14 protein-coding genes are annotated in these 20,530 nt (G+C 68.5%); 10 read left to right on the top strand and 4 right to left on the bottom strand.

The features are described from left to right. Positions 1–125 precede the first annotated feature (125 nt). The 9 genes from ENSA5_RS25225 (at position 126) to ENSA5_RS25190 (ending at position 12,929) form a co-directional block, all read left to right on the top strand. Positions 126–863, top strand: a complete 738-nt coding sequence (locus ENSA5_RS25225; protein WP_106394252.1) for a heme exporter protein CcmB — start codon at positions 126–128, stop codon at positions 861–863. 19 nt (positions 864–882) lie between these two features. Beyond that, positions 883–1,569 carry a cytochrome c biogenesis protein CcsA gene (gene ccsA / locus ENSA5_RS25220; protein WP_106394251.1) on the top strand — a complete coding sequence of 229 codons (687 nt, stop codon included), beginning with the start codon at positions 883–885 and terminating at the stop codon, positions 1,567–1,569. Next, on the top strand, positions 1,566–1,859 hold the full coding sequence (locus ENSA5_RS25215) for a hypothetical protein (protein WP_106394250.1): 294 nt from the start codon (positions 1,566–1,568) through the stop codon (positions 1,857–1,859). The genes ccsA and ENSA5_RS25215 overlap by 4 nt, the downstream gene beginning before the upstream one ends. Positions 1,860–1,871: 12 nt before the next feature. After that, positions 1,872–2,039 carry a hypothetical protein gene (locus tag ENSA5_RS38220; protein ID WP_181198127.1) on the top strand — a complete coding sequence of 56 codons (168 nt, stop codon included), beginning with the start codon at positions 1,872–1,874 and terminating at the stop codon, positions 2,037–2,039. A 54-nt stretch (positions 2,040–2,093) separates the two neighbouring features. Further along, positions 2,094–3,239, top strand: a complete 1,146-nt coding sequence (locus tag ENSA5_RS25210; RefSeq protein ID WP_106394249.1) for an acyl-CoA dehydrogenase family protein — start codon at positions 2,094–2,096, stop codon at positions 3,237–3,239. A 6-nt stretch (positions 3,240–3,245) separates the two neighbouring features. After that, a complete protein-coding gene (gene murI / locus ENSA5_RS25205; protein WP_106394248.1) occupies positions 3,246–4,088 on the top strand; it encodes a glutamate racemase in 843 nt (280 codons plus the stop codon). A 60-nt stretch (positions 4,089–4,148) separates the two neighbouring features. Then, complete coding sequence (locus ENSA5_RS25200) at positions 4,149–5,057, top strand: tetratricopeptide repeat protein (protein ID WP_146156097.1); 909 nt, start codon at positions 4,149–4,151, stop codon at positions 5,055–5,057. Positions 5,058–5,557: 500 nt separating this feature from the next. After that, the gene (locus ENSA5_RS25195; protein ID WP_258183015.1) at positions 5,558–9,058 is read left to right on the top strand and encodes a TonB-dependent receptor; all 3,501 of its coding nucleotides are present in this window, start codon (positions 5,558–5,560) and stop codon (positions 9,056–9,058) included. Between the two features lie 385 nt (positions 9,059–9,443). Then, positions 9,444–12,929: a TonB-dependent receptor gene (locus ENSA5_RS25190; protein ID WP_258183014.1), complete on the top strand. Its 3,486-nt coding sequence runs from the start codon at positions 9,444–9,446 to the stop codon at positions 12,927–12,929. A gap of 296 nt (positions 12,930–13,225) precedes the next feature. Here ENSA5_RS25190 and ENSA5_RS38215 read toward each other — a convergent pair whose 3' ends face one another. The 3 genes from ENSA5_RS38215 to ENSA5_RS25175 all read right to left on the bottom strand — a co-directional run bounded on the left by ENSA5_RS38215 (position 13,226) and on the right by ENSA5_RS25175 (position 16,459). After that, complete coding sequence (locus ENSA5_RS38215; protein ID WP_181198126.1) at positions 13,226–13,627, bottom strand: hypothetical protein; 402 nt, start codon at positions 13,625–13,627, stop codon at positions 13,226–13,228. 795 nt (positions 13,628–14,422) lie between these two features. Next, a complete protein-coding gene (locus ENSA5_RS25180; protein WP_106394246.1) occupies positions 14,423–15,766 on the bottom strand; it encodes a radical SAM/SPASM domain-containing protein in 1,344 nt (447 codons plus the stop codon). 42 nt (positions 15,767–15,808) lie between these two features. Beyond that, the gene (locus ENSA5_RS25175; RefSeq protein WP_106394245.1) at positions 15,809–16,459 is read right to left on the bottom strand and encodes a YqaA family protein; all 651 of its coding nucleotides are present in this window, start codon (positions 16,457–16,459) and stop codon (positions 15,809–15,811) included. Positions 16,460–16,623: 164 nt separating this feature from the next. On the opposite strand from ENSA5_RS25175, the gene ENSA5_RS25170 reads away from it, so the two are divergent. Beyond that, positions 16,624–17,475 (top strand): PASTA domain-containing protein, encoded by an 852-nt coding sequence (locus ENSA5_RS25170; protein WP_181198125.1) that lies wholly within the window; start codon positions 16,624–16,626, stop codon positions 17,473–17,475. Between the two features lie 184 nt (positions 17,476–17,659). Here the strand turns inward: ENSA5_RS25170 and clpB are convergent, their stop codons facing one another. Next, positions 17,660–20,347, bottom strand: a complete 2,688-nt coding sequence (clpB, locus tag ENSA5_RS25165) for an ATP-dependent chaperone ClpB (RefSeq protein ID WP_106394243.1) — start codon at positions 20,345–20,347, stop codon at positions 17,660–17,662. Positions 20,348–20,530 lie beyond the last annotated feature (183 nt).

Below are 20,530 nucleotides of genomic sequence, written 5' to 3'. Positions count from 1 at the left end.
CCGTGGGGGAGGGGGCGGAGGCGGCCGCGAGCGGCCGGGCGCTCGTTCTGCGCTCGGTGGGCTGGCAGCCGGCGCGTGGCCCGGCTGGGCCAAGGGCGCCGCGTGACGTACCTTGGCCGAGGCTCATGCGCCTGCTGCGACAGACCTGGCTCCTCGCGCGCAACGACCTCCGGCAAGAGGCGCGGCAGCTCGAGCTGGTGTTGACGGTCGGGTTCTTCACCCTCGTCGTGGTCGTGATGTTCGCGCTCGCGTTCTTTGCCCTCGACGACGCCGTGCAGCGCAAGGCGATCCCGGGCATGATCTGGCTGTGTATCGCCTTCGTCGGGGCGCTGACGCTGACCCGCGTGTTCGAGCGCGAGCGCGAGTCGGCGACCCTCGCCGCGCTGCTCGCCGCGCCGGTCGAGCGCCTGGCGATCTACCTGTCGAAGCTGCTGGTCACGCTCGTGGTCTTGCTGCTGTGCTCGGCGCTGCTGGTGCCCGGGCTCGGGCTGCTGTTCCCGGCCTCGGGGGTGTTCGGCGCCGAGCCCCTCGCAACCGTCGCGCTGATGGTCCTCGGCTGCCTCGGCTACGCGGCGGTCGGGACCCTGTTCGCGGCCGGGCTCGCGACGAGCAGCGGCAAGAACGTGCTGCTCTCGCTGATCTTGTACCCGCTGACGACCCCGGTGCTGCTGTTTGCGATCGTGACCACGCAGCGCCTGCTCGACGGCCACCCCGAGCTGTGGGCAACGCTCTCGCAGATGGCCGCGCTGGATCTGGCCCTGATCGGCGTCGGCGCGTGGCTGTTCGAGGTCGTGCTGATCGGGGCGGCCCGGGCGGCGCCAACTCGAACGCGCGCCGCCGCAGCCCGGGCCCGAACCACCTGAGAGACTCCGAGGTGAGCGCATGAAACACATCCCCTACGCGCTGCTGGCGGTCTGCGCCGTCTTGTTCCCCTACTGCGTTCAGCGGATCTTCCTCGACACGCCGATCGAAGCGGAGATGGGCACGGCGCAGAAGATCTTCTACTTCCACGTGCCCCTGGCCTGGATCTGCATGCTCTTCGCCGTCGTCTGCGGGGTCGCGGCCGGGATCCAGCTGCGCAGGCGCTCGGACCGAGCCGAGGCCGTTGCGATCGCGGCCGGCGAGATGACCGTGCTCGCCGGGGTCGGCGTGCTGATCACCGGCCCGATCTGGGGCGACGCGACCTGGGGCACGCCGTGGACCGGCGACGCCCGCCAGGTCTCGACCGCGCTGCTGTGGCTGGTGTTCGTGGCCTACCTGCTGGTCCGCAAGTACGGGCCCCAGGGCTCCGAGCGCCTCGCGGCCGCGCTAGCGATCTTCGGGGCGATCGACGTCCCGATCATCTATTACGCCGTCAAGATCTGGAAGACCACGCACCCCCAGACCGGCGTCGTCGGCTCGCTGCCGCAGACCATGTGGAACACGCTGTTCGTGTGCCTCGGCGCGATGCTCTCGCTGAGCATCGCCCTGGTCTGGATCCGCGCCGCGCAAGCGCGCACCGCCATGGCCCTCGATGAGGCCTGGGTCGCCCAAGACCAGCCCGCTGGCTTGCAAGGACAACTTTCATGAACGAACTCGAGCTCGAGCAACCCGAAGGCCAACGCGACGCCGAGACCCCCGAGGTTGGGACCAAGAAGGTCGAGGGTCGCGACCCCAAGACCGTCCGCCTCAAGCGCGCCTACGAGGCCGAGGTCGAGAACAAGGTCGCGTCCGACTACAGCCACATCGTCTGGGCCTACGGGATCATCTGGGCGCTCTTCGCCATCTACGGCGTGCTCTTGTGGCGTCGCGCGAGCGCCCAGAAGGCCGACCTCGCGGCCTTGCAGGCCAAGCTGAGCAAGTCCACCCCCAAGCCATGACCTCGTGAGCTCATGACCCTCGGCCACTTCATCTACATCCCGGGCATCCTCTTGCTCGGGACCGTGATCGGCTTCGTGCTCGGCGGACGCCGGGCCGAGCTCGCGGCCGACGATCAGGCCGAAAAAGACCAACGCAAGGCAGCCCGCGACGCACGCCGACGCGCGCGCGAAGACTCCTGAGCTCGCTTGCAGGCCCCAACCCCGGCGGCTATCACTGGCCGCCCAGGAGACCCCATGTACAACCCACAGATCAGCGATGAGCAGCGCCAGCTCGTCGACACCGCCCGTAAGTTCACCGCCGACGTCATCATCCCGGCCGCGCCCGAATACGACGAGAGCGAGACCTTCCCGACCGAGGTCTTCCGCCAAGCTTGGGAGCTCGGGCTGATGAACGTCGAGATCCCCGAGGACTACGGCGGGCTCGGGCTCGGGACCGTCGAGGGCTGCCTGATCGCCGAGGAGCTGGCCTACGGCTGCCCCGCGATCGCGACCTCGATGATGTGCAACCACCTCGGGGCCCTGCCGCTGATCGTCGGCGGGTCCGAGGAGCAAAAGCAGCGCTGGCTCGGGCGCCTGGTCGAGAACTTCGAGTTCATCAGCTACGCCTGCTCCGAGCCCGACGCCGGGTCCGACGTCGCCGGGATGAAGTCGCGGCTCGTGGCCAAAGACGGCGGCGGCTACGTGCTCAACGGGCAAAAGCGCTGGATCACCAACGCCGGCCAGGCGAGCTCCTACACCGGCTTTGCGACCATCGACCCGGCCCTCAAGCACAAGGGCATCACCGCCTTCGTGGTCGATCGCAAGGTCTCGGGCGTCAGCGTCGGGCGCAAGGAGAAGAAGCTCGGCCAGCGGGCCTCAGAGACCTGCGACGTGCTGTTCGACGACGTCGAGCTCGGGCCCGAGAACATCATCGGCGAGCCCGGCCGGGGCTTTTATGTGGCCATGGAGGTGTTCGACAAGTCGCGGCCGATGATCGGCGCCTCGTGTGCGGGGCTGATCCGGCGCTGCCTCGACGAGTCGCGCAACTACGCGCTCGAGCGCAAGACCTTCGGGGTGCCGATCGCCCAGCACCAGGCCATCCAGATGATCCTCGCCGACATGGCGATCTCGTACGCAGCCACACGCGCGCTCTATCTTCAGGCCGCGTGGGAGGTCGACAACGACGTCAAGCGCACGATGACCTCGTCGCTGGCCAAGTGCTACGGCGCCGACGCGGCGGTCAAGGCCGCGACCGATGCCGTGCAGGTGTTCGGGGGCTACGGCTACACCCGCGAGTACCCGGTCGAGAAGCTCTACCGCGACGCCAAGCTGCTCCAGATCTACGAGGGCACCTCGCAGGTCCAGCGGATGGTCATCGCCCGCAACCTGCTGCGCAGCTAGACACCCGTGGCGGGCCACTCAGCCAGCCCGATCGGTGTGTTCGACAGCGGCGTCGGGGGCCTGACCGTGCTCGCGGCGCTGCGCGAGCGGCTGCCCGACGAGCGCTTCTTGTACCTCGGCGACACCGCGCGGCTGCCCTACGGCAGCAAGAGCCCCCAGACCGTGCGTCGCTACGCGCGCCAGGCCGCGGGCAAGCTCGTCGAGCGCGGGGTCAAGCTCCTGGTCGTGGCCTGCAACACCGCCTCGGCCGTCGCGGTCGAGGATCTGCGCGAGGCCTTCGCGCCGCTGCCGGTCATCGGCGTGGTCGAGGCCGGGGCCCGGGCCGCGTGCGTGGCCACCCAGACCGGCCACGTGCTGGTGACGGGGACCGAGGGCACGGTCTCGGGCGGCGCCTACGAGCGAGCCATGCTCGCCCTTCGCCCCGAGCTCAGCGTCGACGCCGTCGCCTGCCCGATGTTCGTGGCCCTGGCCGAAGAGGGCTGGACCGAGGGGCCGATCCCCGAGGCCGTGGCCCGGCGCTACCTCGAGCTCGAGCTCGCCGGGCCCGAGCGGACCCGGGTCGACACGCTGGTCCTCGGCTGCACCCACTTCCCCGTCCTGCGCGCCGTGCTCGAGCGGGTCTGCGGCCCGGGCGTGGCCCTGGTCGACTCGGCGCGCACGACCGCGACGGAGGTCGCGGAGCTGCTCGAGCAAGGAGGGCTCGCGGGCCCGAGCCCGGTCCGCCCGCGAGGGCCCGGCGAGAGCGTCCGCTTTCTGGCGACCGACGCCCCCGAGCGCTTCGCCCGGGTCGGCGCGGTGTTCCTCGCCTGCGCGATCTCCCTCGACGACATCGAGCTGGTCGACCTGTGATACCTTCGCGCCCCGACGACGATGAGCCTTTCAAGCACCTGTAACGTGTTGAAGCTGGGGTTGACCGTCGCGCTTAGCGGGGGCCTCGCGCTGCTTCCAACCCCGGTCCTCGCGGCGTCCCTGACTCAATTTGGGGCTGGTTTTGGGGCTCGCTACGCGCTCGCGCAGCCCTCCGACGAGGACACCGCCAAAGCTCGCGCGGCCTACGACGAGGGTGAGAAGGCCTATCGCCTCGGCCGCTTCGAGGACGCGGCGGTCGCTTTCGAGCACGCCTACGAGCTCTCGGATCTCCCCGACATCCTCTACAACATCGGGCTCGCGCACCTGCGCTGGTACGACGTCGATCCCGACGTCGCGCACCTGCGCAAGGCCAAGGTCGTCCTTCAGAACTACATCATCGAGATCCAGAAGGACCCCGAGCTCGGAGATCTCGACGAGGCCGAAGAGCTCATCACGAAGATCGACGCGAAGATCGCCGGGGTCGAGGCCGAGGCCGAGGCCGAGGCCCCCGAGCGAGGGGCCGACCGGCCCGTCGACTACGGCCCCGATCCCGGCAAAAAATTGCGCCTCGGCGGCGCGATCGCAATGGGCGCGGGCGGCGTGTTCGTCGTCGGAGGCGTGGTCAGCGGCGTCGTGCTCGGCGTGCGCGGGCAGGAGTTCGAGGAGAACCTCAGCAACGCCTACACCGACTACAACGGGCTCGGCTGCACCGCGAACGACGGTCGCCCCGAGTGCGACGAGGCCAACGACCGGATCGAGACCTACCGAAACAACGGCCGCCTGGCCAACGGGCTGTCTGTCGGGCTCGGGCTGACGCTCGGCGGTGTCGGGCTGATCGGGCTCGTGGCCGGGGCTGTCGTGTTCGTGCAGGGCAACAAGAAGACCAAGGCCTGGGAGCTGCGGCAGCTGTCGGTGGTCCCGAGCTGGTCGAGGGGCGGCGGCGGCCTGGTTGTCTCGGGTCGCTTCTGAGCGGGCAAGCGGCGAGAGATCCCGGCACTGGGCAGGTGTACCGCGCGAGCCTTTCGCCGCCGGCCGAAAGGACATGGGCGCTGGCTCACAGCATCGAGATCGCTGGCGAGCGCGCCGCTGCGGCCCCGGAAAGCCACCACAGGTCACGCGATCCGTAGTACGGTGCGGGACCATTTCGTGCCCCTGTAAGTCGGCGATGAGCGTCCCGTTGCCCGACGAGCACCAGATTCCCAATTTCGCGTCGACCTCCCAGCGCCGCACCGCGTCGGCCTCGGCAGCGCGCGAAGGTGCCCAGCTGATCCCGCCCGAGACCGAGCCCGAGACCGATCACGATCGACGTCCAACGATGTCAGGAACCGGTAAACAGGTCGTGGCTCTTGTGTTATATCAGGCGGCCTCGGAGTGTCTTTCTTCGGTTCTGACTCCCATCACGCCCTTCATTTCGGCCCGCCCATGACGACACATCCGACTGGTTTCGCACCGACAAGGAGCTCCCTCCTGTGAAGCGTTCCCTGCTCAAGTCCCTGATCTCCGTATCTTTGGTGACGGTCCCCGGTTTCGCGGTCCTGCTCGCGCCGACCGCCGCCGAGGCGGCCCCCCCGAGCGGCGACAAGGGCGTCATCAACGGCGTCGTCAAGAACTCGACCAACAACCAGCCGATCGAGAACGCGATCGTCGTCGTGCAGTGCACCTGCTTGGGTGGTCAGCAAGAGCGCATGACCAACGCCCGCGGCATCTACTCGTTCACGGATCTGCCCTCGGGCAACTACACGATCCAGGTTCTGGCGGGTAAGGCCAACGTCTCCAAGATCACGCAGCTGCCGCGTGGGGCCAAGTTCCGGGCCAACTTCTCGCTCAACCCCGAGCAAGATCAGGTCATCGAGATCGTCGTCGAGGCCTCGCCCGTCGCGTCGAACCCGGCCGCGTCGATGACCATCGGCATGGAGGAGGCCAAGCAGCTCCCGGTCGGCTCGAGCACCGCGCGCGACTTCACGGCTGTCGTCGACATCGCGCCGACGGCGAGCCGCGACGCGGCTGGCATCTCGCTCGCGGGCACCTCCGGCGCCGAGACCAAGTACACGGTCGACGGGGCCAACATCACCAACCCCGCGTTCGGCACCGTCGGCGCCTCGATCGTCCAGGAGTTCATCCAGGACGTCGAGATCAAGGAGTCCGGCTACGACGCCGAGTTCGGCGGCGCTTCGGGTGGTCAGGTCTCGGCTCGCCGCGTCGCGGGCACCAACACCTTGCGCGGTGAGGCCGGCGTCCGGTTCACGCCGCGCCTCGCCCAGCCTCGCCTGATCACCGCGACCGACGAGGCCCTGCGCGTCCAGCAGGTCGGCGACTTCCAGGCTCAGGCCTACGCGGTCGTGTCTGGCCCGATCAAGAAGGACAAGGTGTTCTTCACGATCGGCCTCGCGCCCGGCGGGACCCAGTTCTCGCTGACCCAGAGCTTCTACAACCGGGTCGATCTCGACGACTCGGGCGGCTACGAGGACTGCCCCTACGAGAACGGCACCAACGACTGCGTCGAGGGCGGCAATTACATCGCCTCGCAGAAGTTCGCCGAGCAAAAATTCCGGACTGGCGTCTTCAACTTCCAGTACGTCGCCGGCATCGACTGGGCCGTGACCCCGCGTCACAAGATCGGCCTGACCGCGATCGGTGGCCCCAGCTTCCTGCGCACGACCTACCGGCTGCCCTTCTCCTTTGATCCGAACGCCTTCGGGACCAACCCCTCGTCCGATCCCCTCGGCGGCGCGTCCCGCATCGCAACCGGCGTCGTCAACGATCACTTCGGCACCACGCTCGCGCACACGACCTCCGTCGGCCTCAACTACGAGGGCCGCGTCCTCGACGACAAGATGGAGATCGACGCGGGCTTGTCCTACTACCAGTCGGTCTACGAGGACGCCTGGCGCCTCGACGATCCGAACCTCAAGAACATCCCCGCGACCCAAGAGCAGGACTCTCAGGGCCGCAACCTCTATGAGTTCCTCGATCGCTCGGGCGCGGTCGACCTCGTGCCCGGGGTCGACGACGCCTGTAACGGCGCGGATCTGCCCGGCATCGCCTGCCCGACCCGCGCCTGGCTGTCGGGTGGTATCGGCGAGTACGACCGCGACATCCAGCGTCGCGTCCAGGCCCGCCTCAACTTCACCCACTTCTTCGAGGCCGCGGGCTCGCACCAGCTCAAGTGGGGTGGCGCGATGTCGTGGGACAACCGTCGCAGCATCTACACCTACTCGGGCTCCAACGACGCCGACTTCTACGACAACTGCGAAGCGGGCGAGCAGGGCGGCGGTGAGTACTGCTACAACCCCGCCGACAACACCTACGAGTACAACCGCTCGACGCAGGTCAACAACCACCGCTTCATCCAGGTCGACACCGACAACCCCGACAACCGCTTCTCCCGCGGCTTCGGCGTGGTTCGGCACGAGCAACAAGATCTGCGCGCCGTCGCCGATCCGCTCGGCCGCGGTGTCCGCGTCGACGGCTACGACGAGACCCTCTCGACCCTCAACTACGGCGTGTTCCTCCAGGACAAGTGGGCGATCTTGTCCAACCTCTACATCAGCGGCGGTGTCCGCTGGGAGGTTCAGGACATGCGCGACATCTTCGGCCAGACGAAGATCCTGATCTGGGACAACGTCGCGCCCCGCGTCGGCGTCGTCTACGACTGGACCGACGAGGGCAAGAGCCGCCTCTACGCCAGCTACGGGTGGTTCTACCAGCCGCTGCCGCTGCAGCTAAACAGCCGCGTGTTCGGCGGCCTCGTCCAGGTCACTCGCTTCTACAACCAAAGCGACTGCTTCGGTCAGACCACGACCGTCAACGGCGAGACCCACCCGCGCATCGACGACAACGGTCAGCCGACCGAGTGGTGCGTCGACACCAACTCCGGGACCACGGGCCTCAGCGAGGGCGCGATCGTCCCGCGGCTCAAGGGCAACTACAACCAGCAGTTCCAGGTCGGCTACGAGCAAGAGGTCATCGAGGATCTCGTCCTCGGCTTCCGCTGGCTCCACACCGATCTCGGCCGCGCGGTCGAGGACGTCTCGGTCAACGGCGGCCAGACCTTCATCATCGCCAACCCCGGCGTCGGTGTCAGCGAGTCGGACATCCAGGCCGAGGAGGCGCTGTGCGCCGACCTTCAGAGCCAGCTCGACGCCTTCGCGCCTGACGACGAAGAGCGCAGCGCCATCGCCCGCGAGCTCAACACTTGCAACAACAAGACCCTGGCCCTGCGCGAGATCAACCAGATCTTCGACGAGCCGACCCGCAACTACGACGCCTGGACCTTCCAGCTCCAAAAGCGCTTCGCCAAGAACTGGCTGCTCCTGGCCAGCTACACCTACAGCCGCCTCGTCGGTAACTACGACGGCTTCGTCGACCCGATCAACGGCTCGATCAACATCGGCGCCAGCGCGCAGTACGACACCCCCGAGCTGGTCCGCAACAGCTACGGTCCGCTGTCGAGCAACATCCCGCACCGGCTCAAGGTCGACGGCTTCTACAGCTTCGACCTCAAGCAGGCCGGTCGCCTGACCCTCGGCACCAGCTTCCGCTTCCAGTCCGGGTTCCCGATCAACGTCCGCTCGGATACCCCGAACTTCAACTACAGCAACCAGTTCCTGATCTACATGCTCCCCCGCGGAGCTGGCGGTCGGGTCCAGCCCAACTACCAGTGGAACCTGAGCGCGGGCTACGCCTACCCGCTGCCCAAGGACCTCGAGATCGAGTTCAACGCGCGCGTGCTCAACGTGACCAACGCCAAGGCCGTGCTCCGCGTCGACGACATCTACACCTACCAGGCTGCGCGGCCGATCGCCGGCGGCGACCTCGGCGACCTCAAGCACGCCAAGGTCTGGGCCCAAGGTGGCGGCGCCGAGAACTTCTTCGGCCGGACGGTCGTCCAGCCGCAGGGCAACTTCGGGGTCGAGACCTCGTTCCAGCAGCCCCTCTCGGCCCAGTTCGAGCTCAAGCTTCGGTTCTAGAGGCGGGCGCGAGCGACCAAGAAAAAGAAGCGGCCTTCGGGTCGCTTCTTTTTTTGTGTCGGCAGTCAGGGCAGTCAGCCGGGGGAGGGGAGGGCGCCTCGCCTAGTCCTAGTGCGGCGGCGGGCACCTCTAGCCCTCGTACAACGAGCTCGAGGTGCCCTCTGGGCCCGGGTGCGGAGCCCAACGGCCACACCAGCCCTCGTCCAACGAGCTCGAGCTGCCCTCAAACCGCTGCGGGTGTCGCCGCTCCTGCCAGGATGCCCAACAACGTAAGCCGCCCCAGGACTCGACGTTGCCCAAGAGAACCCGCTGCGAACCGGGGTCAACCTGCTCGGGGCCCGATTGCGAGCCCACTTTGTCACGACATGTTTTGTCCGGCCTCGCGGTGACTGCATCACTGCTGGCCGTCGGGAGCGTCATGCTCGGCACCGCCCGGGAGGTCCAGGCCGCGCCGCCGTCGACCGCGAGCTCTGGAACAATCTCGGGCATCGTCACCGACGGCGACAACCACGAGCCCGTCGCAGACGCGGCCGTGGTCCTCTCGTGCGCGTGCCTGAGCGAGGAGCTCCAGGTGTTCACCAACGCCCGCGGCGTGTACACGGCCCGCGGGCTCCCGGCCGGTCAGTACGTCGTCCAGGGCTTCTACGGCGAGATCGAGGGGACGAGCCGGGTCGAGCTCACCCGCGGCAGCAAGGTCCGGGCCGACCTGCGCCTGCGCGGCGATCGTCGGGTGGAAGACACGACCCTGATCGTGCGCACGCCGGTCGACACCAGCAGCCCGGAGACCAAATACCGCTACACGGGCGACGAGCTGCGCCTGCTCAATGGCGGCAACGGCATCGACAACGACGGGTTCTCGGGCGTCATCGATCAGGCCCCGACCGCCAACGACAACGGCCCGCGCAAGCAGGTCATGGGCCTGAGCGACGTCGAGCAAAACTACGAGGTCAACGGTCACAGCGCCAACGATCCGCTCATGGGCGCGGTCGGGGTCTCGATCATTCGCGAGTTTGTCGAGGAGGCCGAGGTCCTCGAGGCCGGCTACGAGGCCGAGCACGGCAACGCCTCGGGCGGTCAGATCAGCGTCCGCCGCCTCGCGGGGACCAACGAGCTGCGCGGGGTCGCGGGCCTGCGCTTTTCGCCGCGGTTGGCCGATCCGCGCACGATCCTCGCCACCGACGAGGCCCTGCGCGTGACCCAAAACCCCGACTACGGCGGCGCGGCCTATGTTGCGATCTCGGGCCCGATTATCAAGGATCGCCTGTTCTTCTCGTTCGGGCTCAACTTCGCCGGGGCCAAGCACACGCTGACCCAGAGCTTCTATCACCGCGTCGATCTCGACGACTCGGGCGGCTACGCCGACTGCCCCTACGAGAACGGGACCAACGACTGCGTCATCGACGGCAACTACATCGCGTCCGAGAAATTCGCCGAGCAGACCTTTGGGACCGGCGGCGCGCAGCTCGGCTGGATCGGGGGGCTCGACTGGCGGATCCGGCCGCAGCACACCCTCGGGATCACGGTCCTCGGCGGACCCAACTTCGCCAAGACCAGCTATCGCTTGCCCTTCTCCGTCGACCCGGTCGCGTTCGGGACCAACCCCGACGCCGCGCTCGGGGGCAGCGCCCGCATCGCAACCGGGATCGTCAACGACCACTTCGGCTGGGATCTCGGGTTCAGCAACCTCGTCGGGCTCGAGTACCACGGCCGGGCCTTCGACGACCGCGTCGAGATCGACGCCCAGGTCAGCTACTGGCAGGGCGTGTCCGAGATGGCCTGGCGGCTCGAGGACCCAGCGCAAAAGCGGCGCCCGGCCACCCAGGAGCAGACCTCGGGCGGTCGCAGCCTGATCGAGTACCTCGACCGCGAGGGCCGGACCAGCCTCGTGCCCGGGGTCGACGACGCGTGCAACGACTCGAGCTTGCCGGGCAACGCCTGTCCGGTCCGAACCTGGGTGTCTGGCGGGCTCGGGCAGTACGACCGCGACGTCGCGCGCCGGGTCCAGGGCAGCCTCGATCTGACCCACTTCGTCGACGCCAAGCGCAGGCGCGGCGGCAGCCACCAGATCAAGTGGGGCGGGCAGGTCTCGTGGATGCAGCGCCAGAGCAGCTACCGCTACTCGGGCAGCAACGAGGCCGGGTTCATGGACCACGGCTGTCAGGCCGGGGAGCAAGGCGGCGGCGAGTACTGCTACGGCCCCGCCGACGGCTACCGCTTCACCCGCTCGGACCAGGTCAACAACAACCGCTACATCCTCGTCGACGGCAACAACCCCGATCAGGCCACGACCTTCGGCTACGGGACCGTGCGCCACGAGACCGGCGAGCTGAGGGCGCTCGCCGATCCCCTCGGCCGCGGCGTGCGGGTCGACGGCTACAGCGAGACCCTCTCGACCATGAACTACGGCGTGTACCTTCAAGATCGCTGGGCGATCGCGCCCAACCTGGTTCTCAGCGGCGGCGCGCGCTGGGAGATCCAGGACATGCGCGACATCTACGGCCGCAGCCAGGTGCTGATCTGGGACAACGTCGCGCCCCGCCTCGGGCTGGTCTACGACTGGACGAAAGAGGGCCGCAGCCGCCTCTACGCCAGCTACGGGTGGTTCTACCAGCCGCTCCCGCTCCAGCTCAACAGCCGCGCCTTCGGTGGCCTCGTCCAGGTCACCCGGGGCTACAACCAAAGCGACTGCATCAACCGGACGACCACGATCGACGGCGTGACCCACTCGCGGATCGACGATCGTGGCCAACCGACGCAGTGGTGCGTCGACGGGGGCGGATCGACGACCGGCCTGACCGGCGGCGCCGTGGCTCCCGGGCTCAAGGGGCCCTACAACCAGCAGTTTCAGCTCGGCTACGAGCAGGAGCTCATCGAGGATCTCGTCGTCAACCTGCGCTGGGTCCACCAGGATCTTGGCCGCGCGGTCGAGGACGTCTCGACCAACGGCGGGACCGACTTCATCATCGCCAACCCGGGCGAGACCGTGTCCGAGGCCGCGATCGAGGCCCAGGACGCCGCTTGCGCCGAGCTCGAGGAGACCTTCAAGGCGACCCCCGAGGAGGCCGAGACCCGCGGCCAGCTGGCCCGCGAGCTGTCGCGTTGCACCTACATGGCCGGGGCCTTCCGCGAGCTCGGCACCATGTTCCCCAAACCAACGCGGACCCTCGACGCGTGGACCCTGCAGCTGACCCGGCGCCTGGCGAAGGGCTGGAGCGTGCGCGCGAGCTACACCTACTCGCGCAACGTCGGCAACTACGACGGCTTCACCGATCCGGTCAACGGCTCGGTCAACCTCGGCGCGAGCACGCAGTACGACATCCCCGATCTGGTCCGCAACGGCTACGGCCCGCTGACCGGGACCGTCCCGCACATGCTCAACCTCGACGGGATCTACAGCATCGATCTACGCAAGGCGGGCCGCATCACCCTCGCCGCCAACGTCCGCGTCCGCTCGGGCGTGCCGATCAGCGTGCGGACCGACACCGCGATCGCGCAGTACCGCGGCGGCTACCTCGTCTACCTGCTCCCGCGCGGGGCCGGCGGTCGCGTCGCGCCCAACTACCGCGTCAACCTCAGCGCGTCCTACACCTACCCCTTGCCCAAGGATCTCGAGCTCGAGTTTGTTGGCCGCGTCGTCAACGTCAGCAACGCCAAGGCCGCCCTGCGTGTCGACGAGGTCTACAGCTTCGACGGCGCTCGCCCGATCGCAGGCGGCGAGCTCGAGGATCTCAAGCACGCCAAGGTCCATCGTCAAGGCGGCGGCTCCGGCTTCTTCAACCGCGAGATCGTCCAGCCCCAGGGCAACTTCGGGGTCGAGACCCGCTTCCAGCAGCCCGTCTCCGCCCAGCTCGAGCTCGCCTTGCGCTTTTAGAGCGGGGAGCGTCTGGGGGGAGCGGAGAGGGCTTCGCCGCCGCAGCGAGGGGCCTTTTCTGGTCTTGCCGGGGGGGACTCCGCTTTGCAGCGAAGCCACCGGTCAGCAGGGCTCCGAGGACCCCTCGGACTAGCTGCAAGTTTTGGCGACAAAGCCCTCGGCGAAGAGGCCAAGCGAGGCGGCGCGAGGCATTGCACCACGGGCTGCTAGCTGCAAGTTTTGGCGACAAAGCCCTCGGCGAAAAGGCCAAGCGAGGCGGCGCGAGGCATTGCACCACGGGCTGCTAGCCCTGGCTGCTAGCGTTCCCAGTCCGGGTCGGGAGGCGGCGCGCCGCCATAGTCGGCCCCGCCCTCGTCACCATCGCCATCGCCATCGCCCGTCGTCGTATCGCCATCGCCATCGCCATCGCCATCGCCATCGCCGTCGCCGTCGCCGTCGCCGTCACCGTCGCCATCGCCATCACCGTCACCATCGCCGTCGCCGTCGCCGTCTCCATCACCCTCCCAGCCCGTCTCGCTCGGGTCGCCATAGTCGGCCCCACCCCAGTCCTCGGTCTCGTTGGCGTTGGTCGTACCGGTCTCGCTGCTGGTCCCGTTCGTGGTGGTGGTCTCTGCCCCGGTCGTCATCCCGGTCTCGCTGGGGGTGCTAGCTCCGTCGTCCGAGCACCCGAGCAGACTCAAACCTGCGATCAAGACCATCGCCCCAAGCTTGCCGGGCCCAGGTGCTGCAACGGTCTCAACCGCCGCACCACAAAAAGGGCACGAGCTCTCGTGAACGCGGACGTGTCGCTGACAGCCATTACATACAAGCATGCCCAGAGCATATCGAAAAAAGAGCCCCGTGCAGAGAAAAACTGGCCGCCCAAAGGAGCTTCTCGGGGACCCAAATGTGGCAGTGCGTGCCTCATAGTCGGTACCCCGTTTGCGTCAGAGAGTTCTTCTCGTGCGATGAGAGCGAAGGAGCGAAGCGAGTGCGCGACCGGCCGCTTGCGGCCATGGGTGGCAAAGTGCGAAGGCGCCTGCGGGGGGCCTAAAAACCCGAAGCTCATGCCAGCCCACCGAGCGAAGGAGCGAAGCGACGAAGCGACCGGCCGCTTGCGGCCGTGCGTGGCAAAGTGCGAAGGCGCCTGCGGGGGGCCTAAAAAACCCGAAGCTCATACCAGCCCACCGAGCGAAGGAGCGAAGCGAGTGCGCGACCGGCCGCTTGCGGCCGTGCGTGGCAAAGTGCGAAGGCGGCTGCGGGGGGCCTAAAAAACCCCCCTCTGGGGGGTCACGAACCCAGACTGCGAAGCTCATCCCAGCCCACCGAGCGAAGGAGCGAAGCGACGTAGCGACCGGCCGCTTGCGGCCGTGCGTGGCAAAGTGCACCAGCGCCTGCGGGGGGTCTAAAAACCCCGAAGCTCATCCCAGCCCACCGAGCGAAGGAGCGAAGCGACGTAGCGACCGGCCGCTTGCGGCCGTGCGTGGCAAAGTGCACCAGCGGCTGCGGGGGGCCTAAAAAGGCGCGTATCCGTCGACCAGCTCGTCGTCGCGGATCGGCCGGCCCGACCCCATCTCTTCGACCAGTCGCGACACCCGCGGCAGCGTGACCTCGATCGGCCCCTCTGCCTCGCGCCGGGCCTCGTCCTTGTACTCGCGGATGATCCGAAACAGCCCGTTGTCGAAGGGCACGCCCTTGGCCGGGATCATCGGCTCGATCCGCTCGCGCATGCCCATGCGATCCATCTCGATCGCGCGGTGGTGGCAAAAGGGGTTGTTGCCCGGCCGCCCGAGCAGCGGCTCGTTTGCGGCCGTACAACCCGACATGCAGGTCTCGGCGTAGTAGCACTCGCGGCAGTAGCCCCACAGATCGTCGAGGGTCCGCCGGCGGATGTAGGTCATCTCTTCGGCGCCCTGCCAGATCGGGTCGAAGCCGTGCTCTCGCCACGAGCCCGCGCTGTTGGTCGGACCCCCGAGGCTCGGGCAGTTTTTGAGCATGCCGTTGCTCTCGATCCCGATCGTGGTCCGCCCGGCCGAGCAGCCCTTGTAGTGCAGCTTCTGGTGGCGGCGGAGCTTGGCCTCGAAGGGCCCGAAGTAGCCGAGGTTGTTGGCCGGCCAGATCCGCATGCGCAGCTCCTGCGCGCGATCGGCGATGCGGTCGAGCTGCTCGAACAGCTCGAGGAACATGTAGGGCTGGAGGATGATGTCGGCGTTGTCGGCCGCGTTGCCGTGCGCGACGGTGATCTGCAGCTGCCACGAGTGGGCCCCGGCCTCGGCGATCAGCTCGAGCAGGGGCTCGTGATCGCCGAAGTTGACCCGGTTGATCTGCGAGTTGACCGCGACCTTCGAGCCGGCCTCTCGGAGGTTGCGCATGGCCTGGAACGCGCGCTTCCAGCTGCCCTCGCGGTTGCGGAGCTTGTCGTGGGCGGGCTCGAGCCCGTCGATCGAGACCGACACGCTCTGGATCCCGGCCTCGACCATGGCCTCGGCTCGGGCCTTGGTCAGGCCGAGGCCTCCGGTCGTCATCGTGCAGCTCATGCCGCGCTCGCGGATCCGCCGGATGACCAGGATGAAGTCGTTGCGCAGGTAGGCCTCGCCACCGATCAGCACGACCTCGCCGACCCCAGCCTCGGCGAGGTCGTCGACGAGGCGCAGGGCCTCGTCGGTGCTGAGCTCATCGGGGCGGGCCTCGCCCGCTCGCGGGCCGCAGTGGATGCAGCGGTGGTCACACGCGAGGGTGAATTCCCAGACCGCGAGGGCCGGACGTGGGGCGCCCTCGCTGGTCATGAATTTCCGACCGCGGCCCTTGGGCAGCGCGGTGACGATCGGGAGTCGCTTGCGTGCGTCTTTGAGGCGCATACCGCGATGATAGCAGCTGGCGCGCCCCGCCCGCCCCAGGACTCAGTGCAAAACGACCTTCAGCAGCAAGAACGCGCCGACTAGCAAGATCGTGAACGCGAGGGTCACGAGGTTGAAGTGGCGGTCGATCAGCTCCCGGGCCTGGTCGCCGTAGCGACGGATCACGGCCGCGACCAGGAAGAAGCGCGCCCCACGACCGACGATGCTGGTCAGGATGAACGCCGGGAGGTTGATCTCGGCCACGCCCGCCGCGACGGTGAACACCTTGTAGGGGATCGGCGTGAACCCGGCCGCGAACACGATCGGGACCCCATACTCGTTGTAGAGCCCGGCGACCTGGTCGAACTTCTCTGCGGAGAACACCGTGGGGATCAGCATCGGCTCGACCGTGGTCCACAGCCCAAAGCCGATGTAGTAGCCGAGGATCCCGCCGATGACCGAGCCGGCCGTGCACCAGGCCGCGAAGCGGAAGGCCTTGGTCGGGGCCGACAGCGCGAGGGCGATCAGCAGCACGTCGGGCGGGATCGGGAAGAAGCTCGACTCGGCGACGGCGAGCAAGAACAGGGCCGCGACGCCGTAGGGAGACTCGGCCCAGCTCAACACCCAGTCGTAGAGACGCCTGACGACGTTGGGCTTCTTGGCCGGGAGCTCGGGGCTGGATGTCGCGGCGTCGGCCGACTCGGGGGCGCTCACGGGGCGGGACGGTAGCACGCCTCGCGCGATCTTCTCTGACTTCGTGCGAACGCGGAGCGAGTGTCGCGCGTGGCGCGGTCGATCGTTTTTCGCAATCGGGGTGCTCTCGGGATACTCTGAAACCGGCGACGGATCGACCGTGGTCGGCCGCGGAAGTGACACCCTTGGACTCGGGCAGCACCGTGCAGGACTACCTCAAGATCTTCTTGATCGCGCTCGTGACCTCGGTGGCGGTGCTGTTTGCGCTCGGGCCGTTCATGATGAAGATGCAGGAGCCCGCCGGCCCGAAGCCGCAGGCCGAGGCGCCCGCCCAACAAGCCCCCGGCGTCCAGCCAGTCCAGCCGCAGCCAGCTTCGGGGCAGATGACCGCGCCCAACCTCCAGGGCCTCGACCTGCGCGGGGCACGGGACCGCTGGCGGGCCCAGAGTATCGTGATCATCGAGGACAGCCAGCGGGTCGACACGACCGTCGAGCCGGGCACGATCCTCTCGCAGATCCCGTCTGGCGGCGCGCCGCTCCAAACCAAGGAGATCCGCGTCGTCGTCGCGGCCGCGCCCGAGATGGTCACGGTCCCGAGCGTGATCGGCAAGTCGGCGACGGACGCGACCGAGGCCCTCGTCGAGGCCGGCTTCGAGGTCCCCTCGCCCGAGCGAGAGGCCGCGAGCGAGGCGGCCGGGACGGTGCTGCGCCAAGAGCCCAACGCGGGCAGCAAGAGCGAGAAGGGCTCGCTCGTCCGCCTCGTCGTGTCCGGCGAGCCCGAGGGTGAGGCCGCCGAGACCGCGGGGACCCCTGCGGCGCCCGAGCAAAGCGGCACCGTCGAGGTCCCCCGGGTCCTGGGCATGTCGTTCGATCGCGCCCGCAAGCAGCTCGAGTCGGCCGGCCTGTCGGTCGGCTCGGTCCGCGAGCGCGAAGACGAGGAGCTGAGCAGCCGGCGGGTCCTGTCCCAGAGCCCGAGGCAGGGCTCGGAGGTCCAGCCCGGGACCGCCATCGACCTCGTGATCGTGGCCCCGGACTGACCTCGGCCCAGTGACTTTGGCCCAGTCTCTATCGTCTCCAAGACTCGGGCCTGCGGCCCGACAACCTCGCTGCGCTCGGCCCCCAGGTCCTGGGAGACTGTTTCTAACGTCTCCTGACTCGGGCCTGCGGCCCGACAACCTCGCTGCGCTCGGCCCCTAGGTCCTGGGAGACTGTGACCTTGGCTCAGGACGGGGCCGCGGGCTTGACGACCAGGCCCTCGCCGTTGGGGTCTGCGTCGACCACGACCGTGTCTCCGCGCCCGAACTCCCCGGCGAGGATCGCTCGGGACAGCGGCTCGAGGATGCGCTGCTGGAGCAGGCGCTTGAGCGGTCGCGCGCCGTACTCGGGCTCGTAGCCGCGCTCGGCCAGCCAGGCCTTGGCGGAGTTACTGAGCTCAAGCTCGAGCTCGCGCTCGGCGAGGCGCTTGGCCAGGCGGCGGAGCTGGATCTCGAGGATCCCGAGCATGTGCTCGCGGCCGAGGGAGTGGAAGGAGATCACCCCGTCGAGGCGGTTGAGGAACTCGGGCCGGAAGTGCTGGCGCAGGAGCTTGGCCCGGGCGCGCTCGAGCTCCTGGGCGTCGCCGTCGTACTGCCCGCTGCTGAGCAGCTCGGACCCGATGTTCGAGGTCATCAAGATGATCGTGTTGCGGAAGTCGACCGTGCGACCCTGGCTGTCGGTCAGGCGGCCGTCGTCGAGGACCTGGAGCAGGAGGTTGAAGACCTCGGGGTGGGCCTTCTCGATCTCGTCGAGCAGGACCACGCTGTAGGGCTTGCGGCGCACGGCCTCGGTCAGCTGGCCGCCCTCGTCGTAGCCGACGTATCCGGGCGGCGCGCCGATCAAGCGCGAGACCGAGAACTTCTCCATGTACTCGCTCATGTCGATGCGGACGACGTTGCGCTCGTCATCGAACAGGAACTCGGCGCAGGCTTTGGCCAGCTCGGTCTTGCCGACGCCGGTCGGGCCGAGGAACAAGAACGAGCCGATCGGGCGGTCGGGGTCGCCGAGCCCGGCCCGGTTCTGGCGCACGACCGAGGCCAGGGCCGCGATCGCCTCGTCCTGGCCGATGACCCGCTTGTGGAGGTTGTCCTCCATGGCCAGGAGCTTGTCTTGCTCGCCCTGGAGCATCTTGGCGACGGGGATGCCGGTCCACTTGCTGACGATCTCGGCGATGTCCTCGTCGGTCACGACCTCGCGCAGGAACGAGCCGTCGGCCTGGGCCTGGTGGAGCTCCTCGCGGGCCTGCTCGCGCTGGGTCTCGAGCTCGCGCAGGGTCCCGTAGGTCAGCTGCGAGGCGCGCTCGAGATCGCCGCTTTGCTGGGCGCGGGCGGCCTCGGACTTGGTCTGCTCGATCCGCTCGCTGAGCTGCTTGATGTCGGCGAAGCGCTCGCGCTCGGTCTGCCAGCGCCCGCGCAGGGCCGTGGCCTCTTCGCGCAGGCCCGCGAGCTCGGCCTCGAGCTCGCGCAGCCGCTCGCCGCGGCGCTCTTGCTTTTGCTTGTCCTCGTCGCTCGTCGAGCTGAACATCGCGCCGAGCTTGTCTCGGAGGCCGCCACCTTCGGCCTCGCGGGCCAGCGCCTGGCGCTCCATCTCGAGCCGGGTGATGCGGCGCTCGAGCTCGTCGATCGGGAGCGGGACGCTCTCGACCTCCATCTTGAGCCGGGCCGAGGCCTCGTCGATCAGGTCGATGGCCTTGTCGGGCAAGAAGCGGTTTTGGATGTAGCGGTGGCTGAGGTTGGCGGCGGCGACGAGGGCGGCGTCCTCGATCCGGATGCCGTGGTGGGCCTCGAAGCGATCGCGCAGGCCGCGAAGGATCGAGACCGTGTCGTCGACCGAGGGCTCGTCGATCATCACGGGCTGGAAGCGGCGCTCGAGCGCTTTGTCCTTCTCGATGAACTTGCGGTACTCGTCGAGGGTCGTCGCCCCGATGCAGCGCAGCTCACCGCGGGCCAGGGCGGGCTTGAGCATGTTGGCCGCGTCCTGGGTGCCCTCGCTGCCGCCGGCCCCGACGAGGGTGTGGAGCTCGTCGATGAACAGCAAGATCCGGCCCTCGGCCTCGGTGATGTCGGTCAGCACGGCCTTGAGCCGCTCCTCGAACTCGCCCCGGTACTTGGCCCCTGCGACCAGGGCCGCGAGATCGAGCTGGACCAGGCGCCGATCTTTGAGGGACTCGGGCACGTCGCCCGAGGCGATGCGCAGGGCGATGCCCTCGGCGATCGCGGTCTTGCCGACGCCGGGGTCACCGATCAGCACCGGGTTGTTCTTGGTCCGGCGCGACAGGACCTGCAGGGCCCGGCGGATCTCGGTGTCGCGTCCGATGACGGGATCGAGCTTCTGTGCCCGGGCGAGGCCCGAGAGGTCGCGGGTGTACTTGGCCAGGGCCTCGTAGGTGCCCTCGGGGTCCTCGGTCGTGACGCTCTGGGTCCCGCGCATCTCTTGCAGGGCAGACAGGACCAGCTCGCGGGCCGCTCCGAGCTCGCGCAGGAGCGCGCCGGCCTTGATCCCGGCTCGTTCGGCGCCGTCGGACAGCATCGCGAGGACCAGGTGCTCGGTGCTGATGAATTTGTCCTTGAGTGACTCGGCCTCGTCGGCGGCGATGTCGAGGGTCGCGTGGAGCTCGCGCGACACGCCGAGCTCAGCTCCGCTCACCTTCGAGCGCTTGGAGAACTTGGCGCTCACCGCCCGCTCGATCGCCGCCCCGTGGACACCCGCCCGCTCGAGCAGGGGCCGGACGAGGCCGCCGTCCTGGGAGATCGCGGCCATCAGCAGGTGGAGGCTGTCGACCTCCGGGTGGCCGAGCTCGCGGGCCATGGCCTGGGCGTGGGCGATCGCGTGACGGGTCTTGACGGTGGCTTTTTCGGGGTTGAACGCAGCCATGTTGGTTGTCTCTCTCTCTGCGCCCATCCGGGCGCGGGGCGCCCGCGGAGGGCGTGTGCGGTGGTGTGGACAGGCGTCTGCTGTTCGGCTTCGAAGGTGGTCATCGTCGCTGGCGACGCAAGGTCCGCAGGCCGCTCGCGCGAGGACCGAGCCGTGACCTGACGCGCGGCGCTGGTTTTGCCT

The organism is Enhygromyxa salina (assembly GCF_002994615.1).
In the GTDB taxonomy this organism is placed as follows: domain Bacteria; phylum Myxococcota_A; class Polyangia; order Nannocystales; family Nannocystaceae; genus Plesiocystis; species Plesiocystis salina_A.
Note: the sequence above shows the minus strand (reverse complement) of the source record. Positions and strands in the feature narration are given on the sequence as shown.